Here is a 17753-nt window from a genome sequence, read left to right as displayed (position 1 = left end):
TGGGGCCTCCGCCGGGCGCCAAAGTCACTGGTATTGCCCCTAGGCCGTGTCTGACACGACCTAGAGGATCACGTGCGGAAGGAAGCGCGCGTACTCGTCCGTGATCAGTCCCGACGACTCACGGATGCCGAGCCCGGCGGCCTCGTCCTCGACGACCCACGCGCCGAGCACGACCCGGTTGCCGTCGAAGTCCGGCAGCGGTGCCAACTCCTGGTAGCAGCAGGGCTCGTCCCGCATGACGGGGTCCGCGCCCGGCTCGTGGACGGTGACGCCGGCGCCTTCGCGGCCGAGGAGCGGTTTGGCGACATAGCCGCCGGTGGCGGCGAGTTCGCGCGGGCCGTCGAGATAGGCGGGCAGCAGGTTCGGGTGCCCGGGGTAGAGCTCCCACAGCACCGCGAGCAGCGCCTTGTTGGAGAGCAGCATCTTCCAGGCGGGCTCGATCCAGCAGGTGGTGCCGGTGCCGCCGCCGTTGTCCAGGGTGTCCAGGACGTACGGGCCGAAGCGGTCCGTCGTCAGCCACTCCCACGGATACAGCTTGAAGCAGCTGCGGATGAAGCGGAGCCGGTCGTCGACGAAGCGGCCGGACAGCCGGTCCCAGCCGATCCGTTCGACGGACAGCGCCTCGGTGGCGAGCCCGGCCTGCTGAGCCGTCTCGCGCAGATACGCGACCGTCATCAGGTCCTCGCCGAGCTCGTCCCCGTCGGAGTGCACGAAGTGCAGCGGCCCGGGCGGCAGCAGCGGGGCCTGCCGCTTCCAGGCCGCGACGAGGCGCTCGTGGAGGGAGTTCCACTGGTCGGCGCCGGGGAAGCGCTCCTCCATCCAGAACCACTGGGGGCTGGCCGCCTCCACCAGCGAGGTGGGGGTGTCGGCGTTGTACTCCAGCATCTTGGCGGGGCCGGTGCCGTCGTAGCGCAGGTCGAACCGGCCGTAGAGCGACGGCAGTTCGGCGCGGCGCCGCCAGGACTCGGCGACGCGCCTCGCCAGCCGGGCGTCCTTGATGCCGAGGTCGGCGAAGCGGTCGTGCTCCACGATGTGCGCGGCCGCTGCCAGGCACATCGTGTGCAGTTCCTCGACGACCTCCTCCAGCGCCTCGACCTCGGGCAGCGAGAACTCGTAGTACGCGCTCTCGTCCCAGTAGGGGCGCAGGGAGCCGTCGGGGTAGCGGGTGAGCGGGTATATGCAGCCCTGCTCCTCGACGGTTTCCTGCCAGCCGGGGCGGGGTTCTGTGGTGTGGCGCTTCATCGGTGCGTACGTGTCCCGGCTCAGCCGCCGCCGCTGCCGGAGGACCCGAAGCCCCCGCTGTCCACGGCCGCCTTGTCGTAACTGCCGCCCGAGACCTTGCCGCTGTGGACGCTTCCGCCGTAGTAGTAGCGGCCGCCACCGCTGCCACTGCCACTGCCGTCGTCGTCGCACTCGTAGTCGGGCAGCACCTCGTACGTCACCGGATCGATGCACCGCTCATCGGGCTCCGAGCCACAGGATGTGAGCGTCGCCGCGAGCACCCCCATACCGCCGAGCACCACTGTGCCCGACCTCAGCCTGCGCCGCGCCATCCTTCCGGCCTCCCCGTCCTTGTACACATCAAGCCAGTCAACGATCGCCGCACACACTAGAGGGCCGCGCCGCCCGGCCGTAAGCCCGGTCCACAAACACTCCACGTCTAGAGTCGTTTTGTGGTCTTTGGAATGCTTTGCGCGATCGCGGCATCGGTCTGCTACGGCACGGCCACGGTCCTCCAGGCCGTCGCCGCGCGGGCGGCCGTCGAACCGGGCGAGCCGGGCGCGGCCTCGGGGGTGGACGCCGCGCTGTTCCTGCGCGCGGTACGGCAGTGGCGTTACCTCGCCGGACTCGCCCTCGACGGGGCGGGATTCGCGCTGCAGATCGTGGCGTTGCGGCTGATTCCCATCTACGCGGTGGGCGCGGCGCTCGCCGCGAGCCTGGCGGTCACGGCGGTGCTGGCGACCCGCGTGCTGGCGGTGCGGCTGACCCGTACCGAATGGACGGCGGTCGCCCTGGTCTGCCTGGGGCTCGCGATGCTGGGGCTGGCCTCGGGCCCGGAGGGCGAGACGCCCGCGCCGCCCTGGCTGCAGTGGGCACTGCTGGTCACGGCGGTCGCCGTGCTGCTGATCGGCGCGGCGGCGGGCCGGCTGCCCGGACGATCACGGGCGCTGGTGCTGGGCGCGGGCGCGGGGATCGGCTTCGGGGTGCCGGAGGTCGCGGTGCGGCTGCTGGACGAGGTGGACTTCACCAGCCCCGCGCTGTACGCGCTGCTGCTCGGCGGAGCGGCCGCGTTTCTGCTCCTGACCTCGGCGTTCGCCCGCGGCTCGGTGACCACGGCGACCGCGGGCCTGGTGCTGGCGGAGACCCTGCTGCCCTCGGCGGTCGGTGTGGTCTGGCTCGGCGACCGTCCGCGCGAGGGGATGGCCTGGCTCGCCGTCCTGGGCTTCGCGATCTCGGTGGGCGGTGCGTTGGCGCTCGCACGGTTCGGGGAGATCCCACCGGCGCCCTCCGATTCAGCGCGCCCCGATTCAGCACCCTCTGGTTCAGCACCCTCCGGTTCGCCGCCTTCCGGTTCGCCACCGGACGACGGGAATCCGTAGCGGCAGCGCGGTCAGGGGAGCACCCGGCAGAGTGCGTCCAGCGTGCCCGACCAGGCGCTGTCCGAGGGGGTGCCGTAGCCGACGACGAGGGCGTCCGGGCCGGGTGGGGTGGCGGGGTGGTGGAAGCGGCCGAGACCCTCGAGCGCGAGGCCCTGCCATGCCGCGGCCTGGCAGACCGTGCGCTCGGTCCCCGGCGGGAGTTCGAGCACCGCGTGCATCCCGGCCGCGATACCGCTCGCCCTGATGCCGGGGGCACGCTCCGCGAGCGCGTCGACGAGCTGGTCGCGGCGCCGCCGGTAGCGCAGCCGCATGGCCCGCACATGACGGTCGTACGCGCCGGAGCCGATGAACTCCGCCAGCGTCAGCTGGTCCAGCACGCCCGTCGCCCAGTCCGACTCGCCCTTCTCACCGACGACTTCGGGGACGAGGCTCTCGGGCAGGACCATCCAGCCCAGTCGCAGCCCGGGGACCAGGGACTTGCTCGCCGTACCGAGATACACGACCCGCTCGGGGTCGAGGCCCTGGAGCGCTCCGACGGGCTGGCGGTCGTAGCGGAACTCCCCGTCGTAGTCGTCCTCCAGGATCAGCCCGCCCGTGCCGCGCGCCCAGTCGACCACGGCCGTCCGCCGGTCCGGGGGAAGTGCCACGCCCATCGGGAACTGGTGCGCCGGTGTGAGCAGCACCGCGCCCGCGCCCTTGAGCCCCGCACCGCCCAGCGCCTCGGTCCGGGTGCCGCGTTCGTCGAAGGGCAGCGCGGGCAGCCGCAGCCCCGCGTCCCTCAGCCGCTGCCAGTGCAGATCGAGCCCGTATGCCTCGACGGCCACCTCCCGCACCCTCCGCTTGCGCAGCACCGAGGAGAGCAGCATCAGCCCGTGGATGTACCCGGCACAGATCACGATGCGGCCGGGATCGGCGTACACCCCGCGTGCCCGGGCGAGATAGTCCGCGAGGACGGTGCGCAGTTCGATCCGCCCGTACGGGTCCGGGTAGCCGAGGGCCTCGTGCGGTGCGGCGGTCAGCGCCCGCCGGGCCGCCTTCAGCCACTCGGCTCGCGGGAACGACGACAGGTCGGGGGTGCCGGGCATCAGGCTGTACGCGGGCCGGACCCGCGGCGCCCGGCCCTGAGGCGGCGCGGTGGCCGCGGAACCGGCGCCCGAGGACACGGAACCGGCCGTGGGCCCGGGCCTGCGCGGGCTGGCGCGCCGGGCGACCCTGGTGCCCGAGCCCTGGCGGGCGGTGAGCCAGCCCTCAGCGACGAGTTCGGCGTAGGCGTCGGCGACCGTGTTGCGGGCGATGCCGAGGTCGCTGGCGAGCGTACGGGACGACGGAAGCCGGGTCCCGGGCGCCAGCCTGCCGCCGCGGACGGCGTCCCGCAGCGCGTCCATCAGCCCGGAGCGCAGGCCCGTACCGCGCAGCTCGATATGGAAGTCGGCTCCGAACGCCGACCGGAAACCGGCCCAGTCATCCGTCATGGAAATGGACCATACCGAGGCGCCATCCACGGCATACGGTCGGGATCATGGCGACGAAGAACGAGTACAACCACGAGCACAACCCCCGCATGGAATGGGCCAGGCACGCCCCCGAGGTGTACAAGGCGATGGTCAGGCTCGACGCGGCCGCCCGGCAGGGCGTCGACCCCACCCTCCTGGAGCTCGTGAAGATCCGCGCCTCGCAGCTCAACCACTGCGCCTTCTGCCTCGACATGCACACGAAGGACGCGCTGGCCGCGGGCGAGTCGGTCGACCGGATCATCCAGCTGAGCGCGTGGGAGGAGTCCCGGCACTTCTACACGGCCAGGGAGATCGCGGCGATCGAGCTCACGGAGGCGGTGACCGTGCTGACCGACGGGTTCGTCCCGGACGAGGTGTACGAGCGGGCCGCGACGCAGTTCGAAGAGGCGGAGCTGGCGCAGCTGATCGCGGCGATCACGGTCATCAACGCCTGGAACCGCTTCGGTGTCACGACCCGGATGGCTCCGGGCCACTACACGCCGGGCCAGTACAACCACTGACGGGCGTAGTGGCGCGGGTCATGGACTCCGCTGCCGTTCATGGACTCCGCTGCCGCTTCCTGAAAGCGCCGAACGGGCCGGAAGTTTCCGGCCCGTTCGGCGCTTGTGGCACGTGTCCGGGGCGCGCGGCCCGGGCAGCCGCCGGCTACGCGCGGGGCCCGGCTACTTCTTCGGGAGCCACGCCTTCCAGGTGGACTCGTTCTCCTTCACCCACTTCTCCGCCGCCGCCTCCGGCGACAGCTTCTGGTCGGCGATCATCAGCGCGACCTCGTTCTGCTGCTCCGTCGTCCACGTGAAGTTCTTCAGGAACTCGGCCGCCTCACCGCCGTCCTTCGCGAAGTCGGCGTTGAAGAACTTCTGCAGCGGCGTGTTCGGGTAGGCGCACGCGACCTTCTTCGGGTCGGCGTCGCAGCCCTCCTTGTACTCCGGCAGTTTGACCTCGACCATGTCGATCTGCGCGTTCAGCCACTGCGGCGTCCACCAGTACGTCAGGAAGGGCTTCTTCTCCTTCGCGTACTTCTTGATGGCCGTGATCTGCGCGGCCTCGGAGCCCGCGTAGTTCGTCTTCAGGTCCAGCTTCAGATTGCTGATGATCGCGTCGTCGTTCGTGACGTAGTCGGGCGAGCCCTCCAGCAGTTCGCCCTTGTCACCGCTCTCCGCGGTTCTGAAGTCCTCGGCGTACTTGTTGAGGTTCTTCCAGTCCGTGACATCGGGGTGCTCGTCCGCGAAGTACTTCGGCACGAACCAGCCGATGTGCCCCGTGACGCCGAGGTCGCCGCCCTTGACGACGGTCTTCTTCGTCTCGACGTACTGCTTCTCCTCCTTGGGGTGGCCCCAGTCCTCGAGGATCGCGTCGACGTCGCCCTTGGACAGCGCGTCCCAGGCCAGGACCTCGCCCATCTGCTGGGTCTTGACCTTGTAGCCGAGTTCCTTCTCGAGGATGTGCTTGGCCACGGCCGTGTTCGCCTGGGCGCCGACCCAGGACGGGACGGTCAGTTTCACGGTCTTCTTGCCGCCGACGTCGTCGCTCTTGCCGGTGTCGGCGGCGCTGCACGCGGTGAGGGACAGCAGGGCTATGGCTCCGGTGACCGCAGCGGCTGTGCGGAGGGTTCGTACGGTACGCATGGTGCTCCTGTCGTAAGGGAAAGGTGGGGGTCAGCGGTCGGTGGGGCGGGAGGTCCGCTGGGTGATCCGGTCCAGGACGAGCCCGAGGCAGACGATGGCGATGCCGGCCGTCATGCCGAGGCCCATCTCGCCGCGCGAGAGGCCCTTGACGACGTCGTAACCGAGCGCGCCTCCGCCGACCAGACCGCCGACGACGACCACGGCCAGCACCAGCACCACGCCCTGGTTCACGGCGAGTTGCAGTGCGGGACGGGCCAGTGGCAGCTGGACCCCGAAGAGCTGCTGCCGGGTGGAGGCACCGAGCGAGCGGGACGCCTCGACCGCGGCCGGGTCGACCTCACGCAGGCCCTGGGTGGTGATGCGGACGACGGCGGGCAGCGCGTAGACGACGGCCGCGACGATCGCCGAGGTGCGGGTGGCGCCGAAGAGCGCGACGACCGGGATGAGGTACACGAACTGCGGCATCGTCTGCATGGCGTCCAGCACCGGCCGCAGCCACCGCTCCAGCCGCCCCGCACGGGCGCAGAGCACTCCCGCGAGGAAGCCGAGCACCAGCGTCACCACCAGCGCCGCGAGCACCTGGGAGAGCGTGTCCAGGGACTTCGCCCAGACGCCGAGCGCGCCGATGACCGCCATCGCGGCGGTCGCGGTGACCGCGGCCGCCCAGTTCCCGACGAACCAGGTCACGGCGGCCACGAGCAGCAGCACCGACCACCACGGCAGCCAGACCAGCGTGTCCCGCAGCGGGTTGAGGATCCAGAGCGTGAACTCGCGGGCCCAGACCTCGGTGAAGGTCAGGTTCGCGGTGATCCACTCCTGTGCCTTGTTGACGGGCGTCGAGATGTCGTACGTCCACGCCTCGGGCCAGGTGGTGGTGCGTACCGCCGCCGCGACGGCGACCGCCGCCGCCACCAGCGCCCAGGCCCGGCCGCCGTGCAGCCAGCTGCCGGCGGGGGTGGGCTCGCCGATACGGTCGCCGGCGGCCGCCGTCGTACGGTCCAGCCAGATCGCGATGAGCACGATCGGGACACCGGCGGCGAAGGCCTTGCCGACGTCGGTGGTCGACAGCGCCGAGTACACCTCCTCGCCCAGACCGCCCGCGCCGACGAGCGCGGCGATGACGACCATCGAAAGCGCCATCATGATCGTCTGGTTGAGGCCGAGGAGCATCTGCTTGCGGGCGAGCGGCAGCCGCGCCGTCCGCAGCCGCTGCCAGCCGCTCGCGCCGAGGGAGGCGGACGCCTCCAGCGCGGCCGGGTCCGCGCCGCGCAGTCCGAGCGCGGTGAGGCGGGCCATCGGCGGGGCGGCGTAGATCACGGTGCAGACGAGCGCGGCGGGCGTACCCGTGCCGAAGACCAGCACGAACGGCAGGAGGTAGGCGAACGCCGGCAGCACCTGCATGGTGTCGAGCACCGGCCGCAGCAGCCGGTTCACCCGGTCCGACAGTCCGGCCGCGAGCCCGATCAGCGCGCCGAGCAGGGCCGCGGCCGCGACGGACACCACCATCAGCGCGATGGTGAGCAACGTGGCGTCCCACATCCCGAGCAGCCCGCACACGGCGAACGCCCCGAGCGAGGTCAGCGCCACGCGCAGCCCGCGCCGCCCGAGTCCGGCCGCCCGCCAGGCGACCAGCACGCCGGCCGCCACGACGCCGAGCCAGCCCAGGGCGTCGAGCACCTGGTAGACGCCGTCGACCGCGTCGGTGGCGGTGTTGGACAGATGCAGCAGGAAGTAGAGGAACAGGGGGTGGGTGTCCCGGTTGTCGACGACCCAGTCGTTGGCGTCGTCGAGCGGCCCCGAGATGTCGGCGGTCAGCCCGGCCGGCCAGCCGCCACCACCGAGCAGGACGCTGCCGAGCACGACGAGTACGACGAGCGCCCCGACGCCCGCGATCAGCCCGCGGCGGCGGCGCACCCACTCGGACACGGAAGCCGGGCTTCCGGCCCCGGCGGTCCCGGCCGTCTTGGACACATCGGTCACGGTCACGCTCATCGGGACCACCGCCCCGTACCGCGCGCCGGGGCTCCGCCGGAGCGCGTCCGGCGGTCGAGAACCAGGCCGGGGGCTCTGCGGCCCCGCGGCGGGTGCACCACCGCGCCCGTCACGCCGCCACCTCCTGGGCCGGCACGCCCGCCACCACGGCGAGCAGCGCCGCGTGGTCGACGACACCCACGCAGCGCCCGTTCTCCATCACCCGGGCGGGGCCGCCCGCGCGGGCGACCGCCTCGATGGCCGCGGAGACCGTGGCGTCGGGGGCGACCGCGGGGCCCGACCCGGCCTCGTCCGCGCCGTTCGCCGGGCGCATCGCCGTGCGGACGGTCATGACCTGCTCGCGGGGCACATCGCGGACGAAGTCCCGTACGTAGTCGTCGGCGGGCGAGCCGACGATCTCCTCGGGCGTGCCGAGCTGCACGATCCGCCCGTCCCGCATCAGCGCGATCCGGTCGCCGAGGCGCAGCGCCTCGTTCAGGTCGTGCGTGATGAAGACCATCGTGCGGCCCTCCTCGCGGTGCAGCCGGATCACCTCCTCCTGCATGTCGCGGCGGATGAGCGGGTCGAGCGCGCTGAACGGCTCGTCGAAGAGGAGCACTTCGGGGTCGACGGCGAGCGCTCGTGCCAGCCCGACGCGCTGCTGCTGGCCGCCGGAGAGCTGTCCCGGCCGGCGGTCCTCCAGACCTTCGAGGCCGACCTTGGTGATGACCTCGGCGGCCCTGGCGCGCCGCTCGGCCTTCCCCATGCCCTGGATCTCGAGTCCGTAGGCGACGTTGTCGAGGACGCAGCGGTGCGGCAGCAGCCCGAAGTGCTGGAAGACCATGGCGGCCCGGTGCCGGCGCAGCTCGCGCAGCCGGGCCTTGTCCATCGACAGCACGTCCTCGCCGTCGATCGCGATCGAGCCCGACGTCGGCTCGATCAGCCGGGTCAGACAGCGCACGAGCGTCGACTTGCCGGAGCCGGACAGGCCCATGACGACGAAGACCTCGCCCTTGCGGACGTCGAAGCTGACGTCACGCACGGCGGCGGTGCAGCCGGTACGTTCGCGCAGCTCGGTGGGGTTGAGGGCGGCGAGTTCGGGCGACTCGGGCACGCGGCCGGCGCGGGGTCCGAAGACCTTCCACAGCTCGCGCACCGAGAACACGGGCGGTTCCTGGCCCACGCCCTTGTCCTCGATGCCCTCGAGGTCCTCGAGGCCCTTGATGCCGGTGGTCATGTCGGCCTTCTCGGCGTTGATGTCGGCGTTCATCGCGTCTCACTTCCCGTAGGCGTCAGCAGATCCGCACACTTCTCACCGACCATCAGGACCCCGATCATCGGGTTGACGGCTGGCATCGTCGGGAAGACGGACGCGTCGGCGATGCGGATCCCGTCGAGCCCCCTGACCTTCAGATCCGGTGACACCACGGCACGTTCATCGGTCGGGGCACCCATGCGGCAGGTACCTGCGGGGTGGTACACCGTGTGCGCGACCTTGCGCGCGTACTCCCCCAGCTCCTCCTCGCCGGTGACCTCGGGCCCCGGACACACCTCCCGCTTCAGCCAGCTCGCCAGCGGCTCCGTCTTCGCGATCTCCCGGGCGATCCGGATGCCGTCGACGAGCGTGCGGCCGTCGTAGTCGTCCTCGTCCGTGAAGTAGCGGAAGTCGAGGGCGGGCTTCACCTCGGCGTCGGCGCTGGTCAGATAGAGCCGGCCGCGGCTGCGGGGCTTGGGGATGTTCGGCGTCATCGACACCCCGTACTCGGGGCGTTCGTAGCCCAGTCGTTCCGGATTGTCCGTGAACGGGATCTGGTAGAAGTGGAACATCAGGTCCGGGCCGCGCTCGTTCTCGTCCCGTCGTACGAACAGCCCCGCGTCGGAGTCCATCGCCGAGTTCTCGGGGATCGGTCCGTGGGTCTCCCAGACGATCACCGACTCGGGGTGGTCGAGGAGGTTCTCGCCGACGCCCGGCAGATCGTGGACGGCGGGTATGCCCAGCGCCTCCAGATCGGCCTTGGGCCCGATGCCGGAGTGCAGCAGCAGCCGCGGGGTGTCCACCGCGCCGGCGCAGACGATCACTTCACGCCGCGCCCGTACGAGCTGTTCCCGGCCGTCCTGGGTGCGCACGTGGACGCCGCGCGCCGTGGTCCCGTCCAGTTCCAGGCGGTACGCCCAGGTCTCCAGCAGCAGCGTGAGGTTGGGCCGCCGGTCCATGACCGGGTGGAGATACGCGACCGACGCCGACGAGCGCTTGTTGTTCTCCGGGTGGTACGCGAGGTCGAAGAAGCCGACGCCCTCGTGGAACGGCTTCTTGTTGAACCCCTCCACACGGGGCACGCCGAGCGCGCCGAGGGCGGACTCGACGAAGTCCCGCGCGATGGCGTTACGGTCCGCCTCGTCGACCGGCACGATGTTGTTGAGCAGCCGGTCGAAGTACGGGTCCATGGCGGCCGCGTCCCAGCCGTCCGCACCGGCCTCGGCCCACTCGTCCCAGTCGGACGGCAGCGGCCTGAACGCGATGAGGGTGTTGTGCGAGGAGCAGCCACCGAGCACGCGGGCACGGCTGTGGCGGATGTGGGAGTTGCCACGGGGCTGTTCGGTGGTGGGGTAGTCGTAGTCGAGTTCCCCGCCGAGGAGGCCCATCCAGCGGCGCAGGGTGAGGACGTCCTCACGGCCGACGTCGCTGGGGCCGCCCTCGATGACGGCGACGGTGACGTCCGGGTTCTCGGTCAGCCGTGAGGCGATCACCGACCCCGCGGTGCCTCCTCCGACGACGACATAGTCGTACTCGTGATGGTGCTCGGTCATGGTGTGGTGCTCCTGCTCCCCGTGTTCAGCCCGCGAACCAGCGCACGGGGCGCGGGGCGAGGTTCTGATAGACGTGCTTGGTCTCGCGGTACTCGGCGAGCCCGGCGGGGCCGAGCTCCCGGCCGATGCCGGACTTGCCGAAGCCGCCCCACTCCGCCTGCGGCAGGTACGGGTGGAAGTCGTTGATCCAGACGGTGCCGTGGCGCAGCCGCGCGGCCACGCGCCGGGCCCGCCCGGGGTCGCCGCTCCAGACGGCGCCCGCGAGCCCGTACTCGGTGTCGTTGGCGAGCGCGACGGCCTCGTCCTCCGTGCGGAACGTCTCCACGGTCAGGACCGGCCCGAAGACCTCCTCGCGGATGACGCGCATGGTCCGGTCGCACTGGTCGAGCACGGTGGGCCGGTAGAAGTAGCCCTCGTACCCGGGCCCTTCGGGCCGACGGCCGCCGGCTCGCAGGACGGCGCCCTCGGCCAGCGCGGAGGCGACGTACTCCTCGGTCTTCGCGCGCTGCTGCGCGGACACGAGCGGACCGCACTCGGCGGCGTCGTCGGTGCCGCGGCCGAGGCGGATCCTCTCGGCCCGGCGCGCGAGTTCGGCGACGAAGCGTTCGCGCAGCGCTTCCTCGACGATGAGCCGGGAGCCGGCGGAGCAGACCTGGCCGCTGTGGATGAAGGCGGCGTTCAGTGCCTGGTCGACCGCGGTGTCGAAGCTCTCGTCGTCCGTGCAGGCGTCCGCGAACACGACGTTCGGGTTCTTGCCGCCGAGTTCGAGGGCGACCTTCTTGACGGTGTCGGCGGCGGCCCGCATGACCTTGGTGCCGCTGATCAGTCCGCCGGTGAACGAGACGAGATCGACGTCGGGGTGCTCGGCGAGGCGGGCGCCCACCGGGTCGCCGGGGCCGGTGACGATGTTGGCGACGCCGTCCGGGAGCCCGGCCTCGACGAGCAGCCGGATCAGCGCGACGGTGCTGAGCGGGGTGATCTCGCTCGGCTTGACGACGAAGGTGTTGCCCGCGGCGAGCGCCGGGGCGATCTTCCAGCTGGCCTGGAGCAGGGGATAGTTCCAGGGCGCGATGAGCCCGCACACCCCGACGGGTTCGTGCACGACGACGCTGTGGATGTCCGGCGAACCGGCGTCCACGACGCGTCCGTTCTCGTTGACGACGAGATCGGCGAAGTAGCGGAAGGCGTCGGCCACGCAGTCGACGTCGACGCGGCCCTCCTCCAGGGTCTTGCCGGCGTCGCGGCTCTCCAGTCGTCCGAGCTCCTCACGGTCCCGCTCCAGCAGTGCGGCGACCCGCCGCAGCAGCGCGGCCCGCTCGGCCACCGGTGTACGGGGCCAGTCCCCCTCGTCGAACGCCTTGCGCGCGGCGGCGATCGCGGCGTCGGTGTCCTCGGCCCCGCCCTCGGCCACGACCGCGAAGGTCGTGGCGTCAGCGGGGTCGAGGATGTCGCGCGTGGCCCCGGAGGCGGCTTTGCGCCACTCTCCGGCCACGTGGATGGTCAGTTGTGCCGACACGTCGCGTTTTGCCTTCCATTCCCGTTATGTCCCTCACCAGCGAGAACCGGTGATCGGGGCGCCTGCCCCGGAGGGTGGAAAGCATGCGCGACGCATGGCCGGAAGTAATGCGTGTCACTCCCCGGCGGGCCGCTCCACGCGGTTCATGATCCTTGACTCCCGCCCGGGACGGAGGGCTCAAGGCGGCCCTTGACTTCGGACAGAACGGGAGGAAACTGGTCTATATACCGGATAACCGGAGAGAGCCGCACCCCTCGATGGAGACGTCCATCGGTCGGAGTGACCCATCCCCAGGCTCTGGCTAGGCCCCCGGCAGAAGATGCGGGAACCGATGTCCCAGCGACGACCGGGGCATATGGGACCGACGTCGACTACCGGGGACTGTTTTGTGTCCGGGCAGGATGCGGTGGCCGGACAGGACGCGGGGGCCGGACAGCAGTGGGGCGAGTGGGGCGCCGGAAGGCGTGGAGCGCCGGAAAGCACAGTGGGGCGCCGCGCGGATGCGCAGCGCCCCACTCGTGTACCGGGTGTCAGATGAGGCCGAGGCCGCGAACCGCCTCGCGCTCCTCCTCCAGCTCCTTCACCGACGCGTCGATGCGGGTGCGGGAGAACTCGTTGACGTCCAGGCCCTGGACGATCTCGTACTTGCCGTCCTTGCAGGTGACCGGGAAGGAGGAGATCAGACCCTGCGGGACGCCGTAGGAGCCGTCCGACGGGATGCCCATGGAGGTCCAGTCGCCCTCGGCGGTGCCGTTGACCCAGGTGTGGACGTGGTCGATCGCGGCGTTCGCGGCGGAGGCGGCCGAGGAGGCGCCACGGGCCTCGATGATGGCCGCACCGCGCTTGGCGACGGTCGGGATGAAGGTGTCGGCCAGCCACGCCTGGTCGTTGACGACCTCCGCGGCGTTCTTGCCGGCGATCTCCGCGTGGAAGATGTCCGGGTACTGGGTCGCGGAGTGGTTGCCCCAGATGGTGAGGCGCTTGATCTCGGAGACGGCGGCGCCGGTCTTGGCGGCCAGCTGCGACAGCGCGCGGTTGTGGTCGAGGCGGGTCATCGCGGTGAAGCGCTCGGCCGGTACGTCCGGGGCCGCGGCCTGCGCGATGAGCGCGTTGGTGTTGGCCGGGTTGCCGACGACGAGGACCTTGATGTCGTCCGCGGCGTGGTCGTTGATGGCCTTGCCCTGCGGCTTGAAGATGCCACCGTTGGCCTCCAGCAGGTCACCGCGCTCCATGCCCTTGGTACGGGGACGGGCGCCGACCAGCAGCGCGACGTTGGCACCGTCGAAGGCGACGTTCGGGTCGTCGGTGATGTCGATGCCCTGGAGCAGCGGGAAGGCGCAGTCGTCGAGCTCCATGGCGGTGCCCTCGGCGGCCTTCAGACCCTGCGGGATCTCCAGGAGGCGGAGCTTGACCGGCACGTCCGAGCCGAGCAGGTGGCCGGAGGCGATGCGGAAGAGCAGCGCGTAGCCGATCTGGCCGGCCGCGCCGGTGACGGTGACATTCACGGGAGTGCGGGTCATGGCGATCTCCGTAAGACAGCTGGCGGTGGGGGTCCCTGCCCCTGGTGCTGGATAGCTCCACCGTAGTGATCGGCACCGGCCCGATCGACGCGATCGGCGCACTTCGGCGTGATCGATGCGGATCGACGGGTGATCGATCTCTCGACGTGAAGAGATATCCAGCGGTCAGGCTATCCGACCCAAGGCCCCACCAACCGCCGCCCCCTTGTGGCGCGGCTCACTGGAGCGGCTCACTGCTCCGTCGTGCAGCCCTTCGTGCCGGTCGTCAGCGTCGCGCACGCCTTGGCCTCGGACTCGGCGGCCACGGCGACCATCGGTGTGTACGCGTCCTTGTCGGCGTTGACGAGTCCGTTCTGGTCCGCGCCGTCCGCGCTGATCTGCACCTTGTCGCCCGGTGTGGCCTGGGTGATCCTCGCCCACGCGGCCCCGCACGTCTTGCTGTAGCGCACCTCGACGACGGCCGTGCCGACCTTCGTCCGGGAGGTGGTCGTCGCGAACTGCCCGCCGCACCCCATGTTCTCGGGGTCCTTGCCGGTGCAGTCCGCCCCGAAGCACTCCACTCCGGCGGGCAGCTGCGGACCGCTGGTCGTCGGGGCGGCGGACGGCGTCTTCGCCACGTTCGCCCCGGGCTTGTCATCGCCGCCGCCGCCGAGATCGGTCAGCAGGACGGCCGCGGCTATCACCAGCAGCGCGCCGACGACGCCCGCGAGGAACATCACCATCCTGCGTCGCCCACGCCCTTGGTCGGGGGCGGCGGGCGACGCCGGGGCGCCTGCATAGGGCGGCGGACCGGACGGATGGCCGGACTGATGACCGGCGGAAGGGTGGCCGGCGGACGGATGACCTGTCGGGTGGCCGGCCGGGTGGCCGGAGCGGGCACCGCGCTGCTCGGGTACGAACGGCTGCCGTCCGTAGGCGTCCCCGGCACCCTGCTGGGCGGTGGCCGGTCCGCCGGAGCGGGTGCCGCCGGGGCCGGGCTGCGCGGGCGCGGTCGGACCGAACTCACCGAGCGCGGCCCGCGCCTGGGAGATCCGGATCTGCTCCATGGTCATGTCGTGGCGCATCTCGGCGCGGCTCCAGGCGCGCTCCGCGAGCTCCCACATGGTCGTGAGATGAATCGGGTTGGTGCCCGTCACCTCGGCGAGCGCGACGATCGCGCCCTTGGGCGCGAGCAGCCGTCCGTTCAGATAGCGTTCCCACGACGTCTTGCTGTAGCCGGTGCGGTCCGAGACCGCGGCGATGCTGAGCCCGCTGCGGTCGACGAGCCTGCGCAGCTGGCTCGCGAACTCCCTCACCTGCGGATCGAGTTCTTCCGGTAGCGCCTTCCAACGAGGCATTGCTTCCCCCTTGTCCCCCGAACGTGCCTGATGTGCCCCGCGCGGTCGTACCCCCCGCCATGCCTCCGGGCACGCGTCGTGTGGACTACCCAGAGGGATGCGCGGAGCCAGGATGGCAGTTCCTGGCGCCGGGGCGCACGGGAGCATTCGGGACCTTGGCGCACCCCCGTGTGCGCCCCTGCCTGAAGCCCGCCCCAGTCTCGCATTCGTTGCCCGGCGATCACACCATGGCGGAACGGTCACTTCCGTGCCACAGGCACCGGCCGGATCTTGTCCCCCTTTGGCGCGTGCATGACGCTGGTGCACACAACGGCGTCCGTCCTCCTCGGGGGAGGGGACGGGCGCCGTCGCTCACCCGCGGTGCCCCACGACGGACGGCCCACCGGCGAACGGGGCGGCGCCCCGCCCTAACGCACGGTGAAGCGGACCGCGTCCTCCAGGAACGGGATCTCCAGCCACGGCCGCGGCTGCACCATCAGGGCGAGCAGCACGATCACGGTGCCGAACAGGCCGTACGTGACCATGTCCGTGAAGCGTGAGCGCACCGCCAGCATGCCCACGGAGGGCAGCACCCGGCGCAGCACCGCGCCCGTGAGCAGTGCGACGCCGACCAGGATCGTGCCGATCCTGAAGGCCTGGTCGAACGGATCCGCGGCGACGATCAGCAGCCCGAGCCCCGTGAGCCCGAGCACCGTCAGCAACGGCCACTGCCGGGCGGGCGCGGACGCGTCACCGGGTGCCGCGCGACCGCCGCCCTCGGGCCTCGCGGTGTCCCGGGTGACCGTGGGCGGCCTGCGCGACTTGCCCGCGGCGCCGGGCCCCACCGCGGCGGGTGCGTCGTCGGCCGCCTCCCCGGCATGCCCGTTCACCCGGGCCGGGTCGTCGCCCTCGGAGTGCCCCGCGCTGCCGTTCGCCCTCGCGCGGGCGGGCGGGGTCGTCCGGCCCGCGCCGTTGGCGGGCGGAGCGGCGGCGTCCGGCCGCGGTGCCGGGCGGGGGCCGTCGAGGGGGGCGTCGTTGTCCGAGGTGTTCATGATGGCTCAGTCCGTGGCGGCGAGTTCGGCCGCCTCGACGACGTTGACCAGGAGCAGAGCCCGGGTCATCGGGCCGACGCCGCCCGGGTTCGGGGAGACCCAGCCGGCGACCTCCGCGACGTCCGGGTGGACGTCGCCGACGATCTTCCCGTTGCCGTCGCGGCTGACGCCGACGTCGAGGACGGCGGCGCCCGGCTTCACGTCCTCCGGGCGGACCAGATGGGCCGAGCCCGCGGCGGCGACGATGATGTCGGCCTGGCGCAGGTGCGAGGAAAGGTCGCGGGTGCCGGTGTGGCACTGGGTGACCGTGGAGTTCTCGGAGCGGCGGGTGAGCATCAGCGGCAGCGAGCGGCCGATGGTGGTGCCCCGTCCCACGACGACGACGTGCGCGCCGTTCAGTTCGACGCCGTACTGGCGCAGCAGCCGGATCACACCGGCCGGTGTGCACGGCAGCGGGGCCGGCTCGTTCAGCACGAGGCGCCCGAGGTTCATCGGGTGCAGCCCGTCCGCGTCCTTCGCCGGGTCGATCAGCTCCAGCACCCGGTTCTCGTCGATGCCCTTCGGCAGGGGCAACTGCACGATGTATCCCGTGCACTCGGGGTTCGCGTTCAGCTCGCGGACGACCGCCTCGATGTCCTCCTGCGTGGCGGTTCCGGGCAGTTCGCGCTGGATGGAGGCGATGCCCACCTCCGCGCAGTCGCGGTGCTTGCCGGCGACGTACTTCTGGCTGCCGACGTCGTCACCGACCAGGAGGGTCCCGAGGCCGGGCGTCACACCCCTGGCCTTGAGCGCCGCCACGCGGGCGGTCAGATCGGACTTGATCGCGGCTGCGGTGGCCTTGCCATCGAGAATCTGGGCGGTCATACCCCCATCCTCGCGGATGACCCCTCCCCGGTTCCAATTCGGGCCCCTTCGGGCCCGCACCGGAGAGTTCGCTCAGCGGTGCACGAGGTTGCACTTGCACAACACATTGGGTAATCGGCTGGACAAAAAGTAGACGTTGAGACGACGATGAACCGCGCAGTGCGCGGGCAGTGTCGGGGGGCAGACCGCTTGATTTCTTTGTGACGTTCCTCCGGTAAGGACCGCGTCGTCCCCGCAAATCCCTACGGAGGAATCCCGCCATGAGCTTCGGCGACCCGAACAACCCGTACGGCCAGCAGCAGGGCCAGCCGGGCTACGGCTACCCGCAGGGCCAGCAGCCGCAGCAGCCGCCGCAGCCCGGCTACGGCTACCCGCAGGCGCCGCCCGTGCAGCAGCCCTACGGCGGCTACCCCGGTGCTCAGATGACCATGCCCGGCCTCATGCAGACCGCTCGCGTCCTGCTCTTCATCGTCGCCGGCCTGCAGATCATCGTCGGCCTCATCGCCGCGATCGCCATCGCCGCCGCTCAGGACGTGTCGGACTCGGTGGGCGCCGGCGAGGAGACCGGTGTCATCGCCGGCCTCGGCTTCTTCCTGGTCGTGATCCTGCTCGGCTTCGCGGCCTGGGCCATCGTCCTCGGCGTCAAGTTCTCCAAGGGCGGCAACGGCGTTCGCGTGACGACGATCGTCTACGCGTCGCTGTACATCCTGCTCAGCCTCGCCAACTTCGCGGGCGGCCAGGCGAGCTCCGCGGTCGGCGGTGTCATCGGTCTCGCCATCGGCGGCATCATCCTCGCCTCGATGGTCAACAGCAGCGCCTCCGCGTGGTTCAACCGCCCGCGCTACTGAGCCGGTCCGCCGGCCGTACATCCCGGCGTACGCACGAAGGCCGTAACCCCCGCCCCTGAGCGGGTGTTACGGCCTTCGGCCTGTCGAGTGCCGGTCGGTGGGGCCGATCAGCGGGCCGG

General features: G+C 71.4%; 15 protein-coding genes. 3 read left to right on the top strand and 12 right to left on the bottom strand.

The genetic code is table 11. The features are described from left to right. Nucleotides 1-60: 60 nt before the first annotated feature. Nucleotides 61-1242 (bottom strand): glutathionylspermidine synthase family protein, encoded by a 1182-nt coding sequence (locus OG766_RS21810; RefSeq protein WP_328726014.1) that lies wholly within the window; start codon nucleotides 1240-1242, stop codon nucleotides 61-63. Nucleotides 1243-1262: 20 nt separating this feature from the next. Next, entirely contained in the window at nucleotides 1263-1553 is a 291-nt protein-coding gene (locus OG766_RS21805) for a hypothetical protein (RefSeq protein ID WP_266381844.1), read from the bottom strand. A gap of 120 nt (nucleotides 1554-1673) precedes the next feature. Here OG766_RS21805 and OG766_RS21800 point away from each other — a divergent pair, with 120 nt between their 5' ends. Further along, nucleotides 1674-2600: a hypothetical protein gene (locus OG766_RS21800; protein ID WP_423247084.1), complete on the top strand. Its 927-nt coding sequence runs from the start codon at nucleotides 1674-1676 to the stop codon at nucleotides 2598-2600. Between the two features lie 11 nt (nucleotides 2601-2611). Here the strand turns inward: OG766_RS21800 and pdxR are convergent, their stop codons facing one another. Further along, the gene (pdxR, locus tag OG766_RS21795; protein ID WP_328726013.1) at nucleotides 2612-4072 is read right to left on the bottom strand and encodes a MocR-like pyridoxine biosynthesis transcription factor PdxR; all 1461 of its coding nucleotides are present in this window, start codon (nucleotides 4070-4072) and stop codon (nucleotides 2612-2614) included. A 47-nt stretch (nucleotides 4073-4119) separates the two neighbouring features. On the opposite strand from pdxR, the gene OG766_RS21790 reads away from it, so the two are divergent. Beyond that, a complete protein-coding gene (locus OG766_RS21790; RefSeq protein WP_266381839.1) occupies nucleotides 4120-4614 on the top strand; it encodes a carboxymuconolactone decarboxylase family protein in 495 nt (164 codons plus the stop codon). A gap of 162 nt (nucleotides 4615-4776) precedes the next feature. Here OG766_RS21790 and OG766_RS21785 read toward each other — a convergent pair whose 3' ends face one another. The 9 genes from OG766_RS21785 to OG766_RS21745 form a co-directional block, all read right to left on the bottom strand. Then, nucleotides 4777-5739, bottom strand: coding sequence for an ABC transporter substrate-binding protein (locus OG766_RS21785; protein ID WP_328726012.1), 963 nt, complete (start codon nucleotides 5737-5739; stop codon nucleotides 4777-4779). Nucleotides 5740-5769: 30 nt separating this feature from the next. Next, nucleotides 5770-7731, bottom strand: a complete 1962-nt coding sequence (locus OG766_RS21780; protein WP_328726011.1) for an ABC transporter permease — start codon at nucleotides 7729-7731, stop codon at nucleotides 5770-5772. Between the two features lie 109 nt (nucleotides 7732-7840). Beyond that, on the bottom strand, nucleotides 7841-8947 hold the full coding sequence (locus tag OG766_RS21775) for a quaternary amine ABC transporter ATP-binding protein (protein ID WP_266384364.1): 1107 nt from the start codon (nucleotides 8945-8947) through the stop codon (nucleotides 7841-7843). Between the two features lie 29 nt (nucleotides 8948-8976). After that, nucleotides 8977-10518 carry a GMC family oxidoreductase gene (locus tag OG766_RS21770; protein ID WP_266381831.1) on the bottom strand — a complete coding sequence of 514 codons (1542 nt, stop codon included), beginning with the start codon at nucleotides 10516-10518 and terminating at the stop codon, nucleotides 8977-8979. A 25-nt stretch (nucleotides 10519-10543) separates the two neighbouring features. Then, entirely contained in the window at nucleotides 10544-12034 is a 1491-nt protein-coding gene (locus tag OG766_RS21765; RefSeq protein WP_328726010.1) for an aldehyde dehydrogenase family protein, read from the bottom strand. A 530-nt stretch (nucleotides 12035-12564) separates the two neighbouring features. Continuing rightward, a complete protein-coding gene (locus OG766_RS21760) occupies nucleotides 12565-13554 on the bottom strand; it encodes a malate dehydrogenase (protein WP_266381827.1) in 990 nt (329 codons plus the stop codon). Nucleotides 13555-13784: 230 nt separating this feature from the next. Continuing rightward, nucleotides 13785-14891, bottom strand: a complete 1107-nt coding sequence (locus OG766_RS21755; protein WP_328726009.1) for a DUF2690 domain-containing protein — start codon at nucleotides 14889-14891, stop codon at nucleotides 13785-13787. Nucleotides 14892-15298: 407 nt separating this feature from the next. Then, the gene (locus OG766_RS21750) at nucleotides 15299-15922 is read right to left on the bottom strand and encodes a DUF3017 domain-containing protein (RefSeq protein ID WP_266381821.1); all 624 of its coding nucleotides are present in this window, start codon (nucleotides 15920-15922) and stop codon (nucleotides 15299-15301) included. Between the two features lie 6 nt (nucleotides 15923-15928). After that, nucleotides 15929-16786 (bottom strand): bifunctional methylenetetrahydrofolate dehydrogenase/methenyltetrahydrofolate cyclohydrolase, encoded by an 858-nt coding sequence (locus tag OG766_RS21745; RefSeq protein WP_266381819.1) that lies wholly within the window; start codon nucleotides 16784-16786, stop codon nucleotides 15929-15931. A 260-nt stretch (nucleotides 16787-17046) separates the two neighbouring features. Between OG766_RS21745 and OG766_RS21740 the strand changes: the two genes are divergently transcribed. Then, nucleotides 17047-17634, top strand: a complete 588-nt coding sequence (locus OG766_RS21740) for a hypothetical protein (RefSeq protein ID WP_266381816.1) — start codon at nucleotides 17047-17049, stop codon at nucleotides 17632-17634. The last annotated feature ends 119 nt before the right edge of the window (nucleotides 17635-17753 follow it).

The organism is Streptomyces sp. NBC_00259 (assembly GCF_036181745.1).
GTDB classification, from domain to species: Bacteria; Actinomycetota; Actinomycetes; order Streptomycetales; family Streptomycetaceae; genus Streptomyces; species Streptomyces pratisoli.
This window is presented reverse-complemented; position numbering and strand designations above follow the sequence as displayed.